The organism is Gordonia sp. GONU, from assembly GCF_024733855.1.
Taxonomy (GTDB): Bacteria; Actinomycetota; Actinomycetes; order Mycobacteriales; family Mycobacteriaceae; genus Gordonia; species Gordonia amicalis.
On sequence record NZ_JANRHB010000010.1, the window covers coordinates 102919 to 125207 of the forward strand.

Consider the following 22289-nt stretch of genomic DNA (forward strand, 5'->3'; position numbering starts at 1 on the left):
ACAAGCAGATACGATGTATCATCGAGTAATGACGGTGAGGCCAAAGACCAATATCGCGCCGACGAATATTGCCTCTCCGCCAGCCACCGCAGCCTGACCCGCCAGTCCCTCAGAAACGGGTGTCGCACTTGCCGTCGACGACACCCACCAGCACACCGACCAAGGAGACCGAGGATGAGCCGTCCATCCACCACCAGCGCCACCAGCGCCACCAACGCCACCAACGCCACCAACGCCACCAACGCCACCAACGCCACCAACGCCACCAACGCCACCAACGCCACCAACGCCACCAACGCCACCAACGCCACCAACGCCACCAACGCCACCAACGACCACACCCAGTGGGCCTTCGGTGGCCTCGCGATCGCCACCGACAACGCCTCACTGTGGGCAACCCAAGCCGCAGCGGATCCCGCCGACACCTCCGCACCCCAGGTGCAGGCCACGCTCGCCGACGTCGAGGGCGATCTTGTCGTCTCCATCGCCGTTCCCGACGGCCTTACCTTCGTGGCCAACTTCGACGAGGGCGTCATCCAGATCACCATGGCCAACATCCATTCGGACTGCTGCCAGAGGTGCGGGGAACACTTCAGCGATCCGCACGCACCGGAATGCGAGATCGGCGCCGCCGAAGAGGCCGCGCTCGCCGCCCAGGACGACACCGCCATGCTCGCCGCCCTCGAGGCCCGCGCCGAACGGCGGCTGCGATGAGCTACAGCCTCGACGCAGCCCTCACCGACATCACGGCCGCCACCGGGTTGGTGTTCACCCGCACGACCTTCGGCTCGCAGCGCAGCGGGCACCTCGCCTACACCCGCACGCGCGATGCCGTGGTAATCATCGACAACGACTGGCAGGCGCTCATCGACAACGGCGCCGGCGTTTTCGTGCCGAGCAACCCGCACCGCCCGCCCGTCCACTCGATCGTCATCGCCGTCTACGCAGACGGTGACCTCACCCGCCTCCCGCTCACGGAGGTGAACACCCGCCTCGCCGACATCGCTGTGCTTCCCCACCTGCTCGACCAGGCCCTCGAACTGGCCGAGCGCGCCCGCCGAGAGTACGGCCACTACCTCAACTACGACTACGACGGCCGCGGCGACACCGAACGCCGCCGCCAGGTGATCTGACCCGTGCCCGCCGAGACCCCACCCGACCCGTCGGTGAGCGCAGCCCACCACGACGACGTAGCGCTCACCGACGGCCACGGGTGGGCCAGCGACACCGGTCACGCCGAGGTCCTGTTCCTCTCGGCGCTGCTGTGGGCCACACCCGCCCACCACGACGACCTCGCCGACGTCGTCGGCATGGTCCGCGCCGAGGACTTCTACGTACCCGCCCACGGCGAACTGTTCACGATCATCGCCGAACTCATCGCCGACGGCGCCCACCGCGCGCACGACTCCACCACCGTTGCCCACGAACTACGCCGCCAAGGACGTGCGGCCACCCTCGGCGCCGAGCACCTCACCCGTGCGCTCGTCGCGGCGACCGCCGCCGGCGCCGACGGCATCCAAGCCCGCCACTACGCGGCGATGGTCGTCGCCGATGCCTACCGCCGCCGCTACCGCGCCGCCGGAGACGGCATCACCCACGCCGCCGACCACCTCCCCGAAGCCGAACTGTGGGACTACATGTGCGCCCACGGCATTGCCCTGCGCGAGCACCGCACCCGCCTGTCCGCCCTGCGCCCGAACTGAGCGAAAGGAACACCGCCATGCCCACCGACACCGACACCCGATACCCGGCCGCCGAGCTCGCCAAGCTCCACGCCGACGCCTACACCCTGCGCCACGTCGACAACCTCACCTGGGACCAAGTCGCCACCGCCCTCGACGAACCCGTCGCCGTGGTCAAGGACTGGGCGCAGACCTACATCGACCGCACCGACGCCGCCGCCGCCGAACGACAGATGTCGCTGTTCGACTGACCCCTGCCCGCACCGACCCTCGTCGCCTCGTTCGGAGCTCGCCCATGCGCACCCGCGCCCGTTTCGCTTCCCGCACCGTGCTGCGCCTCGCGCTGCTCGCCGCACCGTCGCGGCAGCCTTCGCGGCTCTCAGCGGCGTCGTCGACGCCCTCCCCGCCCCCGCCGACCTCTGGACACGTGCGACCACTGTTGCCGAGCCGTCGCGATCCTCAGCCGACACCACGCCCGCAGTAGTCACCCGTGTCGTCGACGGTGACACGATCGTCGTCGACACCGACACCGATCCCGCGCTCACCGTGCGCCTGCTCGGCATCGACACCCCCGAGGTCCGCAAACCCCACACCCCGGTCCAACCGTGTGGCCCACAAGCCAGCGACCGCACCCGCGCACTCGCCGCCTCCGGCACCGCCGTGCGCCTCGAGTACGACCCTACCCAAGACCACACCGACCGCTACGGCCGCGCCCTGGCCTACGTCTGGATCGGCGACACCATGCTCAACCACACACTCGTCGCCGAAGGGTGGGCACGCACCTACGTCTACAACCACCAACCCGGCCGCCACGCCGACGCCCTCGACGCCGCCCAGCGCGACGCGCAGGCAGCCCGAGCAGGCGTCTGGGGACAGTGCCCGCGATAATCCGATCCTCAGGCGCGCACAGGCGCGGGCACCAGCAGCGGTGCCGCCATGGTGATCCACCGTCCGGTCCGCACGCGATGGGTCACCGCGAGCGCGATCACGCTCACCGCGGCGATACCCAGCAACACCCAGAAGGCGACTGTGTAGCCCTCACAGATGTTGTATGCGGCGTGCGTCAGAGCGAACGCGATGACCAGTCGGTAGTCGCGCCAGCGCCAGATCATGTAGGCCGACACTGTCGCCCACAAAACCATCCCAATGGCGAGACCGAGCTCGTAGTACACGTGGTACGCCAGCCGCATCGGGACGAGCACGCACAGCGCCGCGATTGGGCCGGCCCCTGTGGGACGTAGCCACATCGCGAGCGCCGCGATCGGGACCGCGACAACAAACACTTCCTCACTGAACCCGGCGCGCAGAGCCGCAAGGACTTCCGCCGCGGGTGGACGTGACGCCGTCGTGCTGGCGTCGACAGCAGACGACGGCTCCACAAAGACCTCGATGAGCCACCCGCTGCCCACGCTGGCGTACACGCTCAGCACGAACACGCTCACGCACGCCAGATAGGTCGACGGCGACAGCGGCGCGCGACGCGTCCACCTCGGCCAGGACCACCACGGACGCCACTCAGCCCCTCCAAGAAGTGGGATCGCGATGACGAACACGAGAGCCGCGAAGACAATCAACGACCAAAGTTCTATGTCAGCGGCGCGCGAGTACGGCTGGGTGGAGGCGCCCTCGCCGAAGCGTTCGATCGAGGTGTAGATACCCCGTCCGAATGCGATCAGATAGGACGCAGCAGCGACGACAAGCGCGGCCACACGTGACGCGATGAATTGCCAACGTACTTGCCGTGTCGGTGCGTCCGAGACTTCAAGCATCGGCTACTCCATCTGGGTCGGGAGGATACGGCGAGGTGCGGTGACGACCCTCTCACTTTGAGCGCCCGGCACTAACACAAGGCGGAGGTCGGTGTCAGAACAGGCCGAGCTGGTCGGCGGGTGTGGACGGCACGGGTTGGAACAGTCGGTGTGCCTGTTCGGGGTCGCCGCCGTCGCGTAGGTAGGTGCGCAGCATGATCGAGCGTGCGGCGCGGTCTATGGCGGTGGTTGGTCGTGATCCGCGGTGGCGGCCGAGACCGACGGCGTAGGTGAGGTTGTTGGTTTGGGTGCCGATGCGCACGTGTGCGGAATCGACGCGCACGCATAGCGGTTCGTTGCAGTAGTGCTCGCCGATGTCGGCGGCGTCGGCGCCCAGGTCGGGGTGTACCAGCAGCAGCGCGAAACGGTGTGCGCTGATCGCCCGTTGGCGGTTGTTGCGGCGGAAGGTGAATCGGCCGTAGCCGTCTGGTGAGCTGATCGCGCCGATCCAGTACCAGCAGCCGCGGGGCGTGAGGACGACGTGCTGCCAGAAGTGTTGCTCGGCGCGAGCATCGGGCATCAGTGTCGGGTCGGTGACCACACCCGGCGACGGCGTCGTGGTGCCGACCGTCAGGTGGGCGGTCGGCACCGCGAACAGACGGAGTTGATCGTGGTCGGGGTCGACACTCATGGCCGAACCGTAGAACGCTAGGCCGACATCACCCCGGGATCGGATGGCTGCTCGGTGCGCGCCTCATCGGCGGCCGCGTCCGGTGTGGCTGGGGCCGGTGTCGACTCCGCACTCGAGGTGACCTTTTTGGTCCCGACGGACAGGCCCGCCTCACGCAGCAAGGTTTTACCTTTGGCTGCGCTGATCTCCACCAGCTCGGCCGCGCCACTAACACTTCCTACGCGCTCGGCGATCGCGGCCAGCGCGGTGGCTTTCGCGTGGGTGGATCGTTCGGTGATCAGTCGCAGTTCTGCTTCGGCAGCGGCGAGTTCGGAGTCGGCCCGCAGGAACTCGGCGATGTTGGCCTCGTTGGCTTCCATCACCCGCAACTCGGCTTCGAGTTTGCGTTCGAGCTTCGCGCGTTCCTCGGCCCGACGCGTTTCCAACGCGGCAAGGGTTCGTTTGCGCGCAGCAGCGCGCGCCTGGCTTCCAGTGAGTTTTGAATTGTTCGACGGCATACCCGACACGATAACGCCGGCCAACGCCCTCTCGCCACCGCCACACGCGCCTTCTCCGTGAGCATTTCATCGTCCCTCCCCTCTCCATCACCCTCGTTTCCCGCCCGCCAATTCCGTTCATCCCCGCCCTCACCTGCACCAACACCCCCGATCACCCCTCATCACGCAACCTCACCCTCGAACGCCAAACCCCTTAACTCCCACACACCTCTTGCATTCCGGATTCGTCCGACGAAATTAATGTGCCAGAATGCAGCCATGGCCGGTGCCGGGACGTGCGATCACTGCGGTGGCGTGCTGCCCGGAGACGGCTCGCCGCGACGCGGACGGCCGCGCCGTTGGTGCTCGACGGACTGCCGCCGCGCGGCATGGGTCCGCCGCCACGACCGGCCCGCCGCGACTGGGATGACCGCCCAGGATGCAGTCGCCCAGGTGCTGGACTCCCCCACCGCCACAGCCGAACTCCTCGCGGGGTTGACGGCGCGGATCGAGGGCGGCGACGAGGTCGCCAGCGGGGTCATTGCCGAGCTGGTCCGGGCGCACCGCGCCAGCGTCCATGCGGTGGCCCGGACCAACGAGCTGCGCCCATTCCGGCGGTGACCTGAGTGACCGCAACCATCCACAAGCTCACCGCCGGCGACGGGTATGAGTACCTGACGAAATCCGTTGCGGCGATGGACGCCACCGACAAAGGGCGGGTGTCTCTGGCCGACTACTACAGCGCCAAAGGTGACTCGCCGGGGCAGTGGATCGGGTCCGGCCTGGCCGGGCTGAGCGACGTCGGATCGGGCCTGGATGTTGCCGATGAGCTCGCCGAGGCGCGCACCGTCGAGGCGGGGTCGATTGTGTCGGCGGCGCAGATGAAGGCACTGTTCGGTGAGGGCCGCCACCCCAACGCCACCGCGATCGAGCAGCACGCCGTGGCCTCCTCGGACTGCCGCGCTGCCCAGGCGTTGGCGGCGACGAAACTGGGCAACGCCTACGCCGTCTACAACGAATTCCCGGAGTTTCTACAGGAACTCGCGGTGGTGTTCCGCGACCACAACCTCGCCCGCGGCGAACGCTGGGATGCGGTCATCGACGACGACACCCGGGCGGCGTTGCGCACCGAGTTGGGGCGCGAGCGATTCACGAAAACCTACCGTCGGCCGCCGCGGGATTCGCGCGAGCTCTCAGGGTTCATCGCGCAGGAAAGCCGTCGGCGTCAGTCGGCGGTTGCCGGCTACGACATGACGTTCAGTCCGGTGAAATCGGTGTCGGCGTTGTGGGCGGTCGCGCCGCTGCCGATGGCTGAGAAGATCGAGGCCGCCCACCGTCAGGCGGTCGCTGATGCACTGGCGTTCATCGAGCGCGAAGCGTGCCTGTCGCGGTTGGGAACCGACGGCATCGCCCAGGTCGACACCGACGGTCTGATCGCTGCAGCGTTTACCCACCGCGACTCCCGCGCCGGGGACCCCGACCTACACACCCACGTCGCCATCTCCAACAAGGTGCGGGTGCGCGACGCCGCCGGGATCACCCGGTGGATGGCCCTGGACGGTACCCCGTTGTTCAAGGCCACCGTGTCGGCCTCGGAGGTGTACAACTCGCGCATCGAGCTGTACCTCCAATGCGATTTGGGGGTGTCGTTCAGCGAACGGTTCTCGGCCGATGTGCGCAAGCGACCTGTCCGCGAGATCGACGGTGTGTCCGCCGAACTGATGGCCCGGTGGTCGTCGCGGCGCGCAGTGATCGAGGAACGAATCGGTGAACTGTCCAAGCAGTTCCTCGCCGATCACGGCCGCGAACCCACAACCGGTGAGGCCTTCGATCTGGCCCAGCAAGCCACCCTGGACACCCGCGAAGCCAAACACGAACCCCGCTCCTACGCCGAGCAGCGCCAGGCGTGGCGGGCCGATGCGCGACGCATCCTCGGCGGCGATCGGGCGATCAGCGACCTCGTGCACGAGGCCACCCATCCACGCCCGCGTACTCGCGAGCACCCGGAGTTCACCGACGAGTTGTGCACCGAGCTCGCCGCCAATTGCATCGAGAACATCTCGGCCACGCGCGCCCGCTGGCAGCGTCCGCATCTGCGTGCCGAAGCCGAACGTCAACTGCGTGCCCGCGACTTCGCCGGCATCACCGACACCGACGAACTCGCCGCCGCGGTCGAGCGCATCGTCGACACCGCACTGGCCGCCGACACCAGCGTCGCGGTGTCCTCTGACGCCCTCGACGGCGACCTCAACGAACCCGAGGTGTTGCGTCGCGCGAACGGCGAATCAGTGTTTGTGCGCCACGACGTCGCGCTGCACACCAGCACCGACATCCTCGCCGCCGAACACCGCATCGTGGCCGCTGCCAAACGCTTCGACGGCCGCCGACTCGACGAGACGACCGTCGACATCGCGTTGCTCGAGCAAGCCGCCAACGGCCGCGAACTCAACGCCGGACAGGCCGCCATGGTGCGCGAACTGGCGACCTCCGGGCGCCGTGTGCAACTGGTCCTCGCGCCCGCCGGTACCGGTAAGACCACCGCCATGCGCACCCTCGCACGGGCGTGGACCGACAGCGGCGGCACCCTCATCGGCCTGGCCCCCACCGCTGCCGCCGCGGCGGTGCTGCGCGAGGAACTGGACACCACCACCGACACTGCCGCCAAACTCGTCCAACTCGCCACCGCGGAACGCGAACTCGCCCAGACCCGCGCCCTGGCCGCCACACCACGCTGGCGCACCATCGGTAAACCCGAGCTCGCCAACAAGGTCGCCGCCGCCAAGAAAACGCTGGCCGACCCGACATATCAGAACCTCACACTGCCCGACTGGTACACCCAGATCGGCCCCGACACCCTCGTCGTCGTCGACGAAGCCGGGATGGCCTCCACGGCCGATCTCGACGAGGTCATTCGGTGCGTGGCCGCCCGCGGTGGCAGTGTGCGTCTGGTTGGCGACGACCAGCAACTCGCCTCGATCTCGGCCGGCGGTGTGCTGCGCGACGTCGCGCACGAGACCGGCGCACTCACCCTGAGCCAAGTGGTGCGGTTCTCCGATGCCGCCGAAGGTGCGGCGTCGCTGGCGCTGCGTGACGGTGACCCCGCCGCCCTCGGTTTCTACGCCGACCACGGCCGCATCCACATCGAATCCGATGCTGCCGCCGCCGATGACGCCTACCGGGCATGGGCACGTGACCGCGCACAGGGCCGCGACACCGTGATGATCGCCGCCACCCGCGACACCGTCAACGCGCTCAACGAACGCGCCCGCGCCGACCGCCTGGCCGCCATCGACCCACACCTGCACGGGCCAGAACTGCGGCTGTCGGACGGGTTGTCGGCCAGCGTCGGCGACATCATCAGCACCCGCAGCAACCGCCGCGACCTACGCGTGTCGGCCACCGACTGGGTCCGCAACGGCGACCGGTGGCGGGTCACCCACATCGGCGCCGACGGCACCCTCACCGCCCAGCACCTCGACCTCAACCGGCACGTGCAGCTACCCGCTGACTACGTCGCCGAACACACCACCCTCGGCTACGCCTCCACCATCCACGCCGCCCAGGGCATGACCGCCGACACCTGCCACGTCATCGGCTCCGACGCCCTAGACCGCCAGCTGCTCTACGTCGCGATGACCCGCGGCCGCCACGGCAACCACATCTACCTGCCCACCACCGAAACCGACCCACACAACGCCACCACCCCCAAGGCCCGCCACCCCCAAACGGGGCTGGAAACCCTGGCGGCGATCCTCGGCCGCGACGGCGCCCAACAGTCGGCGACCACCGCCCAACGCGAAGCCGCCGACCCGTTCCTGCGCCTGGCCCGCGCCGCGGCCGCCTACGACCACGCCCTCGGTGCCGCCGCCGAACACACCCTCGGCGCCAAGGCGCTGCGCGACCTCGAACACGACGCCGACGCCCTCTACAGCACCCACACCGGCACCCCCGCGGGCACGCTCACCGCGTGCGCGGCCTGGCCCACCCTGCGCACCCACCTCGCCACGCTGGCCCTCGGTGGCGACGACCCGATCGCGCGGCTGCAGGCCGCGATCACCCACCGCGAACTGGCCACCGCCGCCGACCCGGCCGCCGTGCTCGACTGGCGACTGGACCCCACCCAACAACACTCCGCAGGCGGCGGGCCCCTGCCCTGGCTGCCGCGGGTCCCCGACGGGTTCGACGACCCCCAGTGGACGCCCTACCTCACCCGCCGCGACGCCCTCGTCACCGACCTCGCCGCCGCCGTCACCGAACGCGCCACCGCCTGGGACGCCACCACCGCCCCCGTATGGGCCCGTCCGCTGCTGCTGGCTGACCCCGAACGCGGCCGCGAGCTCGTCGCCGAACTCGCCGTGTTCCGCGCAGCCCGCTACGTCGACGACACCGACCGGCGTCCCGCCGGACCGCGACCAGATTCCATCGCCCTGGCACGGCGCCACGCCGCGCTGACCGAGCGCGCCGACGCGCTCATCACCACCACCGCCGAGGCCGCCCGCTACGCCGACCTCGCCCGCGACCTCGACCCCCACCTCCTCGCCGACCCGTACTGGCCCGAACTCGCCGACCACCTGGCGCTGGCCGCCCGCGCCGGCATCGACGTGCACGCCCTGGCCCACGACGCCCTCGCCGACAACCCGCTGCCCACCGAAATGCCCGCCGCCGCACTGTGGTGGCGCCTGTCCGGACAGTTGGCGCCCGCCGCCGTCGAAGCCGCCAACACCGGACTGCGCCCCAACTGGGCCGACCACCTCGTCGGGATCGTCGGGGACCGGGCCGCCGAAGCGATCCTCACCGACCGGGCCTGGCCCGCACTCGTGGCCGCGGTCAGCGCCGCCGACCCCGACCAGTGGACCCCCCACGACCTGCTTGACCTCGCCGACACCCTGCTCCACCACGGCGCCGACGACGACCACACCGTGCGGCTCGACGAGTACGCCCGCCTGCTCACCTGGCGGGTCGAACTGCTCGTCACCCACAGCAGCCACGCCACCGACACCACCCCACTACCGCCGGCACCGCCCACCCCTGAAGACGAAGCCGCCGCCGAAGCAGCAGCCGAAGCCGCCGGACTGTCCGACCCATGGGCGCAGGCCAGTGGCCCCGTAGCCGACGTCGACCACGAGCTCGCCGCCGTCGACGAGGACTACCTCGCCGCGCTCACCGACACCGAACCGCCGCCGGACACTGGCGTCGACGTCCTCGATCCGGACGACCTCGACCGCTACGAGGATCTGGCCTTCGACGAGTTCGCCGCTGACGTCGTCGCTGCTGCACCTGATCGGTTCGCCGCGCCGAGTGACCCCGCCGAGTGCATTGCGCTGCGTTATGAACTGACCGCCCAGCTTGCCGAACTCGGCACCGACTTGGCGCAGCTGCGTGAGGCGATCAACGCCGGCACCAGCGCCCACCAGCAGGCCATGGCACCGCATGTCCTGGCGTTGCGCGCTGCTGCCGATCACCAGTTCGCCGCGGCAGCCGATGCCGCAGGCCACCACCACGACCTGATGATGGCCGAACAACTCATCGAAGACCTCACCAACCAGGCATCCGCCCTGCGCCGCACCGCCGCCCAGCTCCGCGCCGCCGACACCACCGACCTCGACCCCCTCAGCGACGATGAAGCACCCGACCTCGCCGCGCTACGCGCCGAGGCTGACGCCACCGCTCTGGACTGGCGCGTCACCGCCGCGGTCGCCGACCGCGACGCCCTCGCCGCCGTCTACGCCGACGCCACTACCCGCCTCGAGGAGGCGATCGCCGAATCCGGTGGTGTCCGCGTCACCGACACCGACGTCGAACTCATGCGCCTGCAAGCCAGCGAACTCGACGAACTCAACCTCGCGGACCTGCGCGGCCGCCGCGCCGACCTCGCCACCCGCATCTATCGAATCGACAACCGCCTCAACCACGTCCACGCCCTCACCCAGACCGCGCACCACCACCGCGACACCTACCTCATGCCCACCACGGCCACCGCGCCCGTCGCTACCCCCGACGCGGTCACACCGTCGGCGACGCAACCCGCCACCGAAGCCACCGCCACCGCGGTCGCCGAACCGGCGGCTAACACCGAGCTAAGCGACTGGCTCCGCGCGGACCCCATCCGCGTCATGAGCGACGACCAGCTCACCGCGCACCTGCGCACCCTCACCCGCCGCCACACCCTCGCCGTCGACGATCTGAGGACCAGCCGACCAGCGCCCGAGCGGACGCCGCGGGTGCGCGCCGAGCACGCCGAACTCGCCGACACCGTCGACCGCATCGCCACCGCCCGCACCACCGGGAATGCGCTCACCGGCGCCGCCGCCCGCGTCACCGACGCACGCGCCGAGCTGGCGGGACTGCCGCCCGCCGGCCGCGGTCGCAAAGCCCGCGTCGAACACGACCAGCACCACCAGCGCCTCACTGAGGCGGTCGCCGCGGCCGAGCGTCAGCACCAGTACCTCGCCGCAGCCCACGAACAGACCAAGCGAGAGGTTGGTGTTCCCGAACACCAGTGGGACGAATTGACCGCCCGCGCCGCCGACACTGCCACGCTTACAGGCGAACTGGCTGCGGCCGAACATGCCGACGCCCGTGCCCGCCAGCTCCACCAGAAAGCCATCGACGACCGTGACGACGCCGCCGCTGCCATCGCTCACGCCCGAGCCGAAGTGGCCCGCCGCGATACGCTTCCGGCCGAAACCCGTGCCGCCGAAGACACCATCCGGGCTCTCATCGCACCGCCGCGTGGTCGCGACGTCTCCACGACAGCCGCACCGCCGTCCTCTACACCTCGCCCCCGCGATCTACCGCCGGAGCGGCATCGAGGCCACGACCACGGCATCGGCGACTAACATGCCCACCTGGTTGGCGCGCAGGAAGGTTCGGCGGTCTCTGAAATACCGAACACTCGGAAGGTCGAACTAAACTAGGTGCCATGACGACCTCGGCTCACCTCAGCCCCTCCATGCGGAGGATGGTTGAGCAGAACGCCGAGGTCGTCCGCCGAATGATGCCGAAGGTTCCGCTAGAGCGCTTCGGCCTAGCCCAAGTCACACCCCAACCGTTCGCATCGCTCGACTATGGGCAGGTCACGGCACTAATGGGCACGCAGCAACGCCTAGCTTCGTCGCTGCGAGGCCTGACCGCCTCGCTGGGCACGATCGAACAATTCTGGTCGTCGTTGATCGAGCGACGACGGGCTATTGGCGCAGCGTGCAGTGCGTTTCTGCAACGGCGCGCTGTCCGGGGACCGAAATCCTTCACCGACGGTCTGGCGGCGGTCCGGGCCGCCCGCGAGCACTCCGCTTGGCTTTTCGCTGTCTCAGTTGCGCTCGCGCTTAAAACTCTTTTGCAGCACCGCAATTCCCGTCCACGGGCGCCCGGTCACGAAGTGGCCACCCAGCCGCGAGTGGTTCGCGGACCCACATCCCACGAGGTTTCCCAGCCGATTACCCTCGTGGGACCTTGCATCGTGCACCTAGCCGCCTAACCCGGTGTCTGTAGGCGCGTTGCGCTGTCCCCTTCTTCCAAGGAGACAGACCTCGTGTCGTCACTCAACATCTCGTTCTCGCCCACTGCGGTTTTCATCTTCGCCGCCGTCACTGTCGTCATCGCAGGCGCGATCGTGTTCTCGGCTACCTGCACCGCGCTATGGAGCTCCGATCCGGCCCAACGCGAGCACGCACGGCTCGTCCTGGCCGATCTACTCCACACCGTTCGCGTCCTGGGACGCGGAGACAACGGCGAGCCGCGGTCATGACCACAACCACATCCCGACGTCCGGTCGGGCGGCCACCGCTGTGCTCACCCTCCACTGCCCAGGCGATCGCAGACTGGCACGCACGCGGTTACAGCGACCAGCAGATTGCCGACCGCCTCAACCACGCCGGCGTCCCGACGCCCTCCGGCGGGACGGACTGGACTCGCCAGCATGTCTGGCGGCTCCTAGGCACGGTGCACGTGCGGAAGTACGCGCGTCCAGCAGGGTCTGAGATGTAGCGGCAGTGAGGTCCCGGCCGGGGCTCTCCCCGGCGGTGCTACCAGATGTCGATGGTCTTCCATTTGCCTGCCTGCACTAGGCCGTCAATGTCTTCCCTGGTGAGGCGAACATAATGTCCCGGGGAGACAGGAGTGTCAGTCGGAATTCTGTCGGCGCGCACAGGACGCAGCTTCCCACTCAACCAGCCCACCAACGCTGGTTCGCGGTCGGCGTCGACGCAGCGCTCCCATTGCAGCACTTTGCAATAGCAGGTCGTGGTCTCTACCGCACCGGTTGCAAACCCGCTCGTCACGTCTACAAGCAGCCACCAATCCCCGCCGTCGGTGAGGACCGGTGGTGGCGTGCGGTCGAACATCAGATGGTGCCCCTTATCGTGTGCGGTCGTAGTTGACGGTCGACGAAAACACTTCTGCTGACTGCTATTGCGATAGTGGACGATCGTCGTCTGGGCGGTCAGATCGGTCGGCGGCTCGTTGCTGTTCGCGGGCGGTCTGGCGTTGTTGTTCGGCGCGATCGCGCACCTGCCGGAGGAACTCTCGGTCTGCCTCGGGGTCTTGCGGGATGTAGCGGCCGGGGTGGTCGTATTCCGGGAACTCGCTGGCCGCACCCGAATGCTGCCGGTGTGGTCGTTCATCGCCCACGGGACGTCCGACCGCCAGCCACACCAGCGCACCGACCAACGGCAGCATCACCACCAGGATTACCCAGGCGAATTTGGGTAGCCCGCGCACGGCGGCGTCGTCGGTGTTGATGATGTCGATCAGTGCGATCACCAGGATCACCAGGTAGATCAACCCGAGATACGGCACGTCCACTCCCTCTTCTTCACGTCGGTCACCACACCTGCTGTATCCACAGCGGATGCCCGTTCAGGCTCCTGGTTCGGTCAATGTAGACCGCGATTACGACCCTCCCGCCCGGGTGGGCGGCGGCCTCGGAGATGACCTGGTGACCGGTCACGTCATTCCAGCTGGCGGCCTTTTCCGGACGGTAGTACGCCCTGGCGCGATAGCGGGAGTCGGTTTCGAGGATGACGCCCCAGTAGTCGTTGCCCAGTAGGGCGTTGATGACCCGGCCGGCGCCGAGGTGGGCGGCGGTCACGGTGTCGGCGTGGCTGAGTTCGATCACCACCACACCCGGTTGCGACGTCTCGACGATCCGCGCGGCCTGCGCCGGCGGACTGGACAGCACCGCCCCACCGGTAGCTACCGCGAGACTGAGCGCCGCACCCGCCACCCCCGCGCGTATCCCCGACCTCGTCAGCATCGTGTATTCCCTTTCATAACCCCAACCTTTGCCATCGCGAATGGTAGTGCCAGGACGTCCACCCCGTCGACGCCTCAGTTCGCAACGCGGTGAACGTCACTGTTGACCAGCACCGCCCGCTCGACAGCGTCGGTCCGTCCGATCGCCCGAACGGCAAAGGGTCGCGCAGGCAGTTCCTGCGCGACCCTTTGTGTGGTCAGCGGACTTTACGTAGGTAGACGTCGCCGGTGGGGACGCCGCCGGCGAACAGAACACCTTTGTAGCCGTGTGGTGTCTTGCGTAGTTCGACGCGGGAGTACCAGTGCGCGACTGGGTCACCGGCGATCGAGACGATGCCGCCGTTGCGGGTCTGGGTGATGTGGCTGTTGGTGGCATTCCACGGTCCGACGCCGTAGATGTCTTGGAACAGACGGTTGCCGATCACCCGCGCGTTGGACTCCGGGTATGGGATGACGCCGTACATGACCAGCTGGTACTTATATCGGCCGTCGTCGATCTTCGCGTGCGCTTGCCCACTACCGAGGCCGAGACCAGTGGCGAGGCCGGCGGTGATGAGAAGTCCGGCGACGATGGTCTTGACGGCGGTGGAGAGTCGAGCTGTTTGCAAAAGCATGAAGTCACGTCCTGTTCGGTGTCGGTTGCTGGTGATGGGTGCGCGGGTGTGGCGGTTCGCTTCTATCACGAACCCGGGACAGGCGATGCTGGTCGCGCGTGGCGAGCCACGCCTGTCCGGTGGGTCACCGCTGCGGGGTGGGCTTGTGCTCCTGGGGACCTGGTGATCTTGACGCGGCCGGTTCTTGTGAGCGGTTGCCCCTTGTCGTCGAGTCATGTCCGAGGCGGCCTGCTCGAGATCAGCTCCGGCCGGGCCGACAACCGCATCGGGGGTGCGACAGCGAGCTCGCACCTGCCATCGCCTCCGTCTGCGCGCGGTGAACGTCCCTGTCGCCTCACAGGTCCAGGTCCGGGTCGCGTTGGGGCTGTGTCCCGTTATCGAGTGGGTCGTGGGGCGGGGGCTGTGATCCGGTGTTCTCTGTGCGTTCTGCCTCTGGTGGGGGTCGGGTGTCGGCGAGCAGTGTCCCGATTCCCGGTTCTGCTGTGGTGGCCTCCTTCTCGGCCTGGTAAAGCTCCGCTTGGCGTTGGTGGGAGCGCTTCATCACGGCGATGTACTCGTCGGCATGGTCGAGTCCTGCTTCTTCGACCATGACCGGTGTCGGGTTGAGTTCCAGACTCCAGCCGGGTTCACGACCGGCACTACGCATCCGTTCCTCGGCAGCCTGGCGGGCGGCGACCGCTTCCTCGGACTGTTGGGCCCGTTCGATCTCCATCCGCAGTTGTCGTAGCCGAACCTGCTTGGTCTGCAACTCATCCGCCCGGGTGAACGGTGCGTCGATACGCGGAGCGTTCACCTCGACTTCGCGGCGGTAGCTGGCGATGTCGGCGACCAGTTGAGCACGGGTGTCGTCGAGGCCCGTGTACAGGTTCTCCAGACGGGTGGCGAGCCCCGACGCGGTCGCGGTGCGCCGCTCGGCAGTGGTGAACACCTGGGAGGCGTCGAGGGTGAACCCTGGTCGCCCAGGACAATCGAGCCACACGTGGACCTTGTCCTGGGCGAACTCGCGCGAGACGTGCGCCTGAAGCCCTGACGGTATCGACGCGATCGGCATGGCATGCTTCACGCCGGCACCTTTGAGCTCGTGGTAGACCGCGGTCACCCGCGACAACAGCGCCTCGGACCGCTCCGGACGCTTCGATAGAGGACGGGCCCCGGTGACGACGAACTCCTTGCCGGCATCAATCCACTCCTGGTGACCGGCCAGCAGAACGTCGAGCTTGGCGATGTTGTCTTCCAGCCGTGGGATGGCCCGGTCGGCGGCGGCCACGACGCGTCGCGCGTGGGAGCGGGAGTCGGCGTGGGCGCTGGCCAGTGCGGACAGGCTTTTCACCTCGTCTTCCAGGGTGGCCATTTCGAGGAACCGTTCGTCGCCGGTCGCGGCGGCTTTGGTCGCCGCAGCCGCTTCGGACAGTGAGTCGTCGGCGATGTCGTCGACTTCGGTGACGTCGTCGAGTTGGCCGCGTTTGGCCTGTTCGATGAACGCCGCCTTGGACTCGACTTTCGACCACATGACGGTGTCGGTGGTGCCTGCGGTGACGTAGTTCAGAATTTCGATCCGCGGATTCTGGTTGCCCTGGCGGATGATCCGGCCTTCGCGTTGCTCGAGATCGGCGGGCCGCCACGGTACGTCCATGTGGTGCAGACCGATGAGGCGACCTTGGACGTTCATGCCGGTACCCATCTTCGAGGTCGACCCGACCAGCACAGCGATCCGACCAGCGCGGCAGTCGGCCTGCAACGCCAGTTTCTGCGACGGCGACTTGGCGTCGTGGATGAACGCGATCTTCTCCGCGGGCACCTGATACTGCTCGACGAGAAGGTCTTTGAGGTTTGAGTACACCGACGGGCCGTCGGGCCGCGGGGTGCCGCGATCACAGAACACTAGCTGCAACGCCCCGCGGATCGGGGACCGCTCCCCTTCCTCGGTGAGGTATTCGTTGTCGGCGTTTGCGTGGTAGATGCGGGCGACCTGTTCGGCCACGGCATCGGCGCGGGTGTTTCCCGGATCCGGGTCGAGGTTGGCCAGCGCCGGGTCGAGCGCAACGTTGCGGCCGTCGTTGAGGATCTTGAGCACGTTGTCGATGTCGGCGCGTCGCGGGTCGAGATTGTCGGCCCGATAGTCCAGGTCGGCGATGAAATCGCGCCGCTCCTGACCGGGTGTGCTGGTGATGATCTGCCGCCCGTCATGGGTGGGCAGATTGGCTGGGACCTGTTCACGGACAACGACGTCGGTGTACTGGGCGGCCATGGCGAACATCTCTTTGGGGTTGGCGAACGCCGACACCTTCGACACGACACGCAGTTTGGTGCCGGTGGCGTTGGGGATCGTCTCGGAGCGGGTCGCGGTGAACGACGCCGCCCAGTCGGTGATCGAGCGGACCCCGGCCGCCTCCAGCACATCCGGGCGTAGGTATTGCTGCATCACCCACGACTCGGCGAGTGAGTTCGCGATCGGGGTGCCGGTGGCGAACGTCGCGACCCGCTCAGCGCCCGGGGTGATGACCCGCCCGGCCGCGACCGCCTGGTGTTGGCGGCGTTCACGCAGGTAGTCCAGCTTCATCGACAGGTCCTCGGCCTTGTTCGACCCGGTCAGTGACAGCGAGTCGATCGCGCACTGGCGGCCCTTGTTTTTGTACTCGTGGGCCTCGTCGACGAACAGATAGTCCGCGCCGGTGTCTTCGAACAACACCCCGTGGTCCTTCTTGGCCTGATCGGTCGCGGCGTCGAGTCGTTTCTGGAGCTGTTTCTTGGCGCGTTCGATCTTCTTGACGGTCGCCTGGGTCATGTCGCCTGCGCTCGCAGACAATTCGGCGTCGAGTTCGGCGAGCTGGCCGGCGATGTAGTCGACACGGCGTTGCGGGTGGACCCGGATCGCGGAGAACACCGAGGCTGGGATGATGACCATGTCCCAGTCGCTGGTCGCGGTCTGGGCGGCGAACACGCGGCGGTCTTCAGGTGACATTCCTTTGCGCCCCACGAGCACGTTGGCCGCGGGGTACCACATCTTCACTTCTCGGCCGAACTGCTCGATGAGGTGGGTGGGCACCACGATCCACGGCTGATTCACCAGGCCGCGGCGTTTGAGCTCCATCGCCGACATGAACATCGTGCCGGTCTTGCCAGCGCCGACCACGTGATCGAGCAGCACCGTCGGCTCGGCGAGAATCCGCGCTACCGCATCGCGTTGGTAGGGGTGCGGCTCGAATACCGGGGACAGACCGGGCAGTGCCAGCCGTGATCCGTCGTGTTCGGGGCGGACCCAGGTGTTGAAGCGGCGGTTCCATTCGGCGACGAGGCGGTCGCGGCGCTCATCATCCGACCACAGCCACGACCGGAACTCGGTGGTGATCTTCTCTGCTTGGACCTGGGCGAGGATGGTGGCCTGGGCATCGACTTCTGGTGCCCCCTCTTCCTGCGCCGGCCCTGAGTTCTTGACCACGATCGACCGTTGGTTGAGCAGCATTTCGGTGATGTCGATCGCATCGAGCGCCTTGTTCTTCCTGTCCGCATTGTCGGCGCCGTACTCGGTGCGCATCAGCGCGCTGTTGCGTTCGTCAGGTGGCACCTCGACGCCCCACGAACCGGCCGCGCGCGTCACTCGGGCACTCGTGGCGCCGAAGGTTTCGCGCACGAACGCTTCGTAGTCGCGCGGCTCGATCCAAGTCGGTCCGAGTTTGACTGACCCGATCTGGGAGGGTTGCTTGTCGTCCGGAATCACCTGCGCCAGTGCTTGTGTTAGCTCTGCCCAGTCCCGGTTACCGGGATCGGCGCGGGCGGCTTCGGCGGCGCGGGCGTGTTTGGCGCGCACGTTGCCCGACAACGCTGTGGGCGCGGGTATCAGATCTTCGGGCATGTCTGGATCGGCGTAGACCAGCCCACGGATCGACTCGCGCGCTTGGGCGGCGGGTTGGTCGAGCAGTTCGGCGACGCGGTCGAGATCGACTCGGCCGCGTTCACCGAGACTGATCGCGACGGCTTCGGCCGGGGTGTCCGCGCGTGACACCGGGACCGGCGCGACGACGACGTCGCGGGAGAACACCGCGGTCTTGCTGACTGTGCCGGTCTGGTCGTCGTAGCGTTCCAACGCCAGCACGCCGGCCATCCCCGGGTCGGCGCGGACCGCCTCGAGATGGGTTTGGCGCCGCGAGGGTGCGCTGACCTGCCATGCCTTCTCATCGAGCTCGGCCGCCACATCCTCGGGCAGGGGGCCGGGATAGTCGGCGCCGTCGGCGTCGCGATTGGCGGTCCGCCACTTGCCTTCGAGTTCTACGAACTTCTTCGCGGCTTCCTCGGCGGTGCGTTCCTTGCCGCCCACCAGCTTCGCCCGGTTCACCGGGCCGTAGGTGTTGAGGTAGGCGTCGTAGACCTCGTTGAGGTCCGCGCGCAGCGCGTCACGCTCTGCGCGGCTGCTCTGGGTGCGTTGGGCGGCGATTGTGGCCGCGAACAGGTCACGCAGCCGCAACAGGTGTCGGGTCTCGGTGGTGCGGGTCGCGGGCACCTTCATTGGCTCGTCGCCGTCGATCCCGCGGCGGGTGAACACCCCGGTGGTCTCGTCGTAGCTGACGTGCCCGATCGGGATGTCCTCGCCGTAGAGGGCGTCGGTGTCCAGGGCGCCGGCGGTGAACTCCATCCCGGCTGTGGCGGTGTCGTCGGCGAGGAACAGTCCGTCGCCGCGTTCCAGTGCGGCGTCGACGATGTTGGTCAGTCGGTCGTCGAGGTCGGCGGCGACATCGTTGCCGGGGTCGGCGGCCACGACGAGCATCCCGTCGCGGTAGAGCCCGCGATCGACACGCATCGTGCCCAGCACATGCTCGGGGTGGGTGGTGAAGTAGCGGTTCACCCCAATCTCGGTGGTCTCGCCGGTCCGGTCAGGGAGGGCGACGAGGTCAGAATGCAGCCAGTCGGCGTCCGCGGGTGCGGCGGCGTCGGACTCGCGGCGGCGGAACACCAAGACGTCGGTGACGACCTGGGTGCCGGCGACCCGTTCGAATGCGGTCGAGGGCAACCGCACCGCGCCGACGAGGTCGGCGACGGCGTGCATGTCGCGGCGCGCCTTGTCCGAGGCCGCGTCTAAGGTCCCGGCGGTGGTGATCGCCATGACGTAGCCGCCGGGGGCGGTGAGGTTGAGCGACTTGAGAAGGAAGTGGTTGTGGATGCGGTGGCGGGCCGGATTGTGGATCGGGTCGTGCACCGTGAACCCGCCGAACGGGACGTTGCCGATCACCGCGGCGAACGAGCCGTCCGGGACGCGGGTGGTCTCGAAACCCTCCAACCGTACTTGGGCGTCGGGGTAGAGCAGATGGGCGATCTGAGCGGTCGTCGGGTCGAGCTCCACCCCCACCATCTGTGCGCCGGGCGGGGCGAGACCGATGAACGTGCCGCTGCCGCAGCCGGGTTCGAGGACCAGTCCCTCGTCAAACCCAGCGCGACTCATCGCCGACCACATCGTCTGAGCGATCGCGGGATCGGTGTAGTGGGCGTTGAGCGTGGAGGCCTTCGCTTGGCGCCACTGCTCCGAATCCAACAGGACACGCAACTGGTCACGTTCGGGTGCCCACTCCGACTTGGACTCGTCGAAGATGTCGGCCGCGGCACCCCACCCCGACCACCGCGCCAGGACCTCGTGCTCGGCCGCTGTCGCCGGGCGTCCGGTGCGCGCTGTCTCGATGAGGACCTCGAGTGCGGCGATGTTGGCGCGAGCACGCGACTTGGCACCAGACGGCACCAGCACCGTCCCCGGATGCGTGAACCGGGTTGCAGGCCCCACATCAGCAGCTATAGACGTGGTGGTCTCGTCGATGGCCGCGGAGCTCGACGGCTCCGGTTCCGGTGTGTCCGAGTCGGGGGTGGGGTCGGGTTCGAGGCCGGCCACCACATGGTCGGCCTTGACGTAGACGACCGAGCCGTCCGGGCGGCGTGCCGGGGCGACTCGGGTGCTCGCCCACGCGGTCAGCGGCAACCCCGTCTCGGACTGCGGCACCTGCGGCAGCGCGTCGTCGGCCTTCGGCGGCAGCGGCGTGCCGCCTGGGTCGACGACGGCGGGGTCAGTCGGGATCCGCAGATCGTCCAGCGACTCAAACAGCAGTCCCTGGCCGTCGTCGACTACCTCCGCGCGGGCTCGGCGTCGGCGCGATCCTGATCGGCCAGCGCTGCGGCCACCATCGCGGTCAGCTCGGGAACCAGCGGATGTTCCGGCCCGTCGGGCACCGGCAGTCCGTCGGTCAGACGTGCTTGCAGCAGCTGTTCGGCCCACACCTGAAACCGCGGCGTCTGCTCCGGCCACACCTGCTCGGTCAGTCGTTCGGTCTCCGGGGTCGCCTCGATCGCCCACGCCGTCAGCCACCGCTGCATCCCGGTCATCGTGTCCGGGTTCGGCTCGTCGTCCGGCTGGTCGTCGTCCTCGGGACTGCTGAATCCCTCCCACAACGTCGCCAGCACCGTCTCCTCCGCCGAGTACCGGGCCTGCTGATACAGCCGCTGCGTCGTCAGCACGTCCGGGTCCTTGCCCCCGTGCTGGTCCTTCCACGCCGCGATCGTCGCCAGTTCCGTCTGTGACTGCGTCTGAGCGATCTCGGCCTGCAGCCGGGTCACTTCCGCGGTCAGGAAGTCCTCGAACTGCGTGCGGTCCATCTGCGTCAGTTCCTGGGCGTACCGCTCGGTCAGTGCCGTGCGCAGATCGTGAAACATCGGTGTCCTCCTCGGTGTGGGTATCCATAGTGCTCTGCGGTGCCGACATCCGCTGCCCGGATGGGTCGGTGTCGGCGAGCAGATCGAACAGATTGGGGGCGTTGTCCTCAGGGGTGGCGTTGCGTGCCATGCGTCGAGCTCCTACCAAAGTGAGGTCCACTCCCGGCCCGGACTGCGCCGGGGCGAGGGTGGGTGGCTATCGTTTCTCACTGGTCAGAGGCTCGATCTCTGGCCGATCAGTGCCCTGGCAGGTGTGTCCAGCACCTGTCAGGGCCTGAGTCATCTCACGGCGGGTCCTCGCCGTCGCCGGGATTAGGCATCAGGGCACTCGACCAACGGTGCGGGCTGGGTGGTGATCCGTACGTGCGTGGCGTGGTTGGCGATTGGGCTGCCGCGGTCTTCCATCGGTTGCGCTCGCGGATGCACGGTCGGGTCGCCCGGCCAGTAGGTGCGGTTGAACAGCACGTACTCGACGCGGTTGACGGCGGCGTCGCGCTGCACTGCGGTAGCGATGCGGGCACCGAGAGCGCGGCCGGCATCGGTGGCCCAGTTGTTGATCCCGACTAGCACCACGCGGCCGCGGTCAGCTGGTGGGCTGGTATCGGTGGTCGGGCGTACCGATACTTCGGTCTGCGGATACTGCTCTTGCAACCGCTCAGCCAGGGCGACCGCGGTCTGGGTGCACCCCACGGTCTGGGGCGACGATGACCTGCCCCTATCACCGGCCGCGCAGCCTGCGACTGATGTGACGCCGATCAGCGCTGCCACCAGCAACGCCACTGGCTGGCTGGCCATGCGATACCGGCCGCCGACAACCTGTGTCGCCATCGCTCATTCACCCCGCAGGTGGCCGTCGGACTCGATCGACTCGCCGATCATCTGGCCATCCCGGTGGCCGTCGTCAGTGCCCGCAGCGGCGCGGTCCTCGGCGAGTGTGTGTAGCCACGACCACACCTGTTCGCCCCCGTCGGAGGTCCAGAGGTCGCGAATCGCGAGGAACAGACCGACGATGACCGCCGCGATGCCGATGTTGGCAAGGAAGGTCGACGACACCGACCGTCGGTAGGGCTGCCAGCCGGGTCCCATCGCTGGACCAGGAAACGATGCGAGAGGGATGGCGATCACGATGGGTCTCCTTC

20 protein-coding genes are annotated in these 22289 nt (G+C 68.1%); 9 read left to right on the forward strand and 11 right to left on the reverse strand.

The genetic code is table 11. The features are described from left to right. Positions 1-174: 174 nt before the first annotated feature. The 5 genes from NWF34_RS25370 to NWF34_RS12190 all read left to right on the forward strand — a co-directional run bounded on the left by NWF34_RS25370 (position 175) and on the right by NWF34_RS12190 (position 2570). The gene (locus NWF34_RS25370) at positions 175-714 is read left to right on the forward strand and encodes a hypothetical protein (protein WP_309148636.1); all 540 of its coding nucleotides are present in this window, start codon (positions 175-177) and stop codon (positions 712-714) included. Then, a complete protein-coding gene (locus NWF34_RS12175) occupies positions 711-1133 on the forward strand; it encodes a hypothetical protein (RefSeq protein WP_075862470.1) in 423 nt (140 codons plus the stop codon). Before NWF34_RS25370 ends, NWF34_RS12175 begins: the two co-directional genes overlap by 4 nt. A gap of 3 nt (positions 1134-1136) precedes the next feature. Further along, on the forward strand, positions 1137-1703 hold the full coding sequence (locus NWF34_RS12180) for a DnaB-like helicase N-terminal domain-containing protein (RefSeq protein ID WP_075862469.1): 567 nt from the start codon (positions 1137-1139) through the stop codon (positions 1701-1703). A gap of 17 nt (positions 1704-1720) precedes the next feature. Then, complete coding sequence (locus NWF34_RS12185; RefSeq protein WP_075862468.1) at positions 1721-1933, forward strand: hypothetical protein; 213 nt, start codon at positions 1721-1723, stop codon at positions 1931-1933. A 295-nt stretch (positions 1934-2228) separates the two neighbouring features. After that, the gene (locus tag NWF34_RS12190; protein WP_075862467.1) at positions 2229-2570 is read left to right on the forward strand and encodes a thermonuclease family protein; all 342 of its coding nucleotides are present in this window, start codon (positions 2229-2231) and stop codon (positions 2568-2570) included. An 8-nt stretch (positions 2571-2578) separates the two neighbouring features. Here NWF34_RS12190 and NWF34_RS12195 read toward each other — a convergent pair whose 3' ends face one another. The 3 genes from NWF34_RS12195 to NWF34_RS12205 all read right to left on the reverse strand — a co-directional run bounded on the left by NWF34_RS12195 (position 2579) and on the right by NWF34_RS12205 (position 4546). Next, the gene (locus tag NWF34_RS12195) at positions 2579-3451 is read right to left on the reverse strand and encodes a hypothetical protein (RefSeq protein WP_139319393.1); all 873 of its coding nucleotides are present in this window, start codon (positions 3449-3451) and stop codon (positions 2579-2581) included. Between the two features lie 94 nt (positions 3452-3545). Then, positions 3546-4121 carry a hypothetical protein gene (locus tag NWF34_RS12200; RefSeq protein WP_075862465.1) on the reverse strand — a complete coding sequence of 192 codons (576 nt, stop codon included), beginning with the start codon at positions 4119-4121 and terminating at the stop codon, positions 3546-3548. 17 nt (positions 4122-4138) lie between these two features. Then, the gene (locus tag NWF34_RS12205; RefSeq protein ID WP_075862464.1) at positions 4139-4546 is read right to left on the reverse strand and encodes a hypothetical protein; all 408 of its coding nucleotides are present in this window, start codon (positions 4544-4546) and stop codon (positions 4139-4141) included. 477 nt (positions 4547-5023) lie between these two features. Between NWF34_RS12205 and NWF34_RS12210 the strand changes: the two genes are divergently transcribed. From NWF34_RS12210 to NWF34_RS25465, 4 genes are all read left to right on the forward strand, one after another. Beyond that, positions 5024-5218, forward strand: coding sequence for a hypothetical protein (locus NWF34_RS12210; protein ID WP_258325150.1), 195 nt, complete (start codon positions 5024-5026; stop codon positions 5216-5218). A gap of 5 nt (positions 5219-5223) precedes the next feature. Further along, a complete protein-coding gene (gene mobF, locus NWF34_RS12215) occupies positions 5224-11436 on the forward strand; it encodes a MobF family relaxase (RefSeq protein ID WP_258325151.1) in 6213 nt (2070 codons plus the stop codon). A gap of 692 nt (positions 11437-12128) precedes the next feature. Continuing rightward, positions 12129-12344: a hypothetical protein gene (locus NWF34_RS12220; RefSeq protein ID WP_075862460.1), complete on the forward strand. Its 216-nt coding sequence runs from the start codon at positions 12129-12131 to the stop codon at positions 12342-12344. Continuing rightward, positions 12341-12583, forward strand: a complete 243-nt coding sequence (locus NWF34_RS25465; RefSeq protein WP_075862459.1) for a recombinase family protein — start codon at positions 12341-12343, stop codon at positions 12581-12583. Before NWF34_RS12220 ends, NWF34_RS25465 begins: the two co-directional genes overlap by 4 nt. A 38-nt stretch (positions 12584-12621) precedes the next feature. Here the strand turns inward: NWF34_RS25465 and NWF34_RS12225 are convergent, their stop codons facing one another. The 8 genes from NWF34_RS12225 to NWF34_RS12260 all read right to left on the reverse strand — a co-directional run bounded on the left by NWF34_RS12225 (position 12622) and on the right by NWF34_RS12260 (position 22275). Beyond that, positions 12622-12939 (reverse strand): hypothetical protein, encoded by a 318-nt coding sequence (locus NWF34_RS12225; protein WP_075862458.1) that lies wholly within the window; start codon positions 12937-12939, stop codon positions 12622-12624. Between the two features lie 64 nt (positions 12940-13003). Further along, positions 13004-13393: a PLD nuclease N-terminal domain-containing protein gene (locus NWF34_RS12230; protein WP_075862498.1), complete on the reverse strand. Its 390-nt coding sequence runs from the start codon at positions 13391-13393 to the stop codon at positions 13004-13006. Positions 13394-13418: 25 nt separating this feature from the next. Next, on the reverse strand, positions 13419-13850 hold the full coding sequence (locus NWF34_RS12235) for a hypothetical protein (RefSeq protein ID WP_139319391.1): 432 nt from the start codon (positions 13848-13850) through the stop codon (positions 13419-13421). A gap of 196 nt (positions 13851-14046) precedes the next feature. Continuing rightward, entirely contained in the window at positions 14047-14463 is a 417-nt protein-coding gene (locus NWF34_RS12240; protein ID WP_075862456.1) for a hypothetical protein, read from the reverse strand. Positions 14464-14797: 334 nt separating this feature from the next. Beyond that, positions 14798-20443, reverse strand: a complete 5646-nt coding sequence (locus NWF34_RS12245) for a DEAD/DEAH box helicase family protein (protein WP_258325152.1) — start codon at positions 20441-20443, stop codon at positions 14798-14800. Between the two features lie 122 nt (positions 20444-20565). After that, positions 20566-21150 (reverse strand): hypothetical protein, encoded by a 585-nt coding sequence (locus NWF34_RS12250; RefSeq protein ID WP_075862455.1) that lies wholly within the window; start codon positions 21148-21150, stop codon positions 20566-20568. Positions 21151-21462: 312 nt separating this feature from the next. Then, on the reverse strand, positions 21463-21978 hold the full coding sequence (locus NWF34_RS12255) for a hypothetical protein (protein ID WP_139319390.1): 516 nt from the start codon (positions 21976-21978) through the stop codon (positions 21463-21465). Positions 21979-21981: 3 nt separating this feature from the next. Continuing rightward, positions 21982-22275 carry a hypothetical protein gene (locus NWF34_RS12260; protein WP_139319389.1) on the reverse strand — a complete coding sequence of 98 codons (294 nt, stop codon included), beginning with the start codon at positions 22273-22275 and terminating at the stop codon, positions 21982-21984. Positions 22276-22289 lie beyond the last annotated feature (14 nt).

Excerpts from the sequence above, each read along its gene's own strand:
- NWF34_RS25370 (WP_309148636.1), top strand. The coding sequence starts at position 175 with ATGAGCCGTCCATCCACCACCAGCGCCACCAGCGCCACCAACGCCACC.
- NWF34_RS12175 (WP_075862470.1), top strand. The coding sequence starts at position 711 with ATGAGCTACAGCCTCGACGCAGCCCTCACCGACATCACGGCCGCCACC.
- NWF34_RS12185 (WP_075862468.1), top strand. The coding sequence starts at position 1,721 with ATGCCCACCGACACCGACACCCGATACCCGGCCGCCGAGCTCGCCAAG.
- NWF34_RS12195 (WP_139319393.1), bottom strand. The coding sequence starts at position 3,451 with ATGCTTGAAGTCTCGGACGCACCGACACGGCAAGTACGTTGGCAATTC.
- NWF34_RS12200 (WP_075862465.1), bottom strand. The coding sequence starts at position 4,121 with ATGAGTGTCGACCCCGACCACGATCAACTCCGTCTGTTCGCGGTGCCG.
- NWF34_RS12210 (WP_258325150.1), top strand. The coding sequence starts at position 5,024 with ATGACCGCCCAGGATGCAGTCGCCCAGGTGCTGGACTCCCCCACCGCC.
- NWF34_RS25465 (WP_075862459.1), top strand. The coding sequence starts at position 12,341 with ATGACCACAACCACATCCCGACGTCCGGTCGGGCGGCCACCGCTGTGC.
- NWF34_RS12225 (WP_075862458.1), bottom strand. The coding sequence starts at position 12,939 with ATGTTCGACCGCACGCCACCACCGGTCCTCACCGACGGCGGGGATTGG.
- NWF34_RS12235 (WP_139319391.1), bottom strand. The coding sequence starts at position 13,850 with ATGCTGACGAGGTCGGGGATACGCGCGGGGGTGGCGGGTGCGGCGCTC.
- NWF34_RS12240 (WP_075862456.1), bottom strand. The coding sequence starts at position 14,463 with ATGCTTTTGCAAACAGCTCGACTCTCCACCGCCGTCAAGACCATCGTC.
- NWF34_RS12250 (WP_075862455.1), bottom strand. The coding sequence starts at position 21,150 with ATGTTTCACGATCTGCGCACGGCACTGACCGAGCGGTACGCCCAGGAA.
- NWF34_RS12255 (WP_139319390.1), bottom strand. The coding sequence starts at position 21,978 with ATGGCGACACAGGTTGTCGGCGGCCGGTATCGCATGGCCAGCCAGCCA.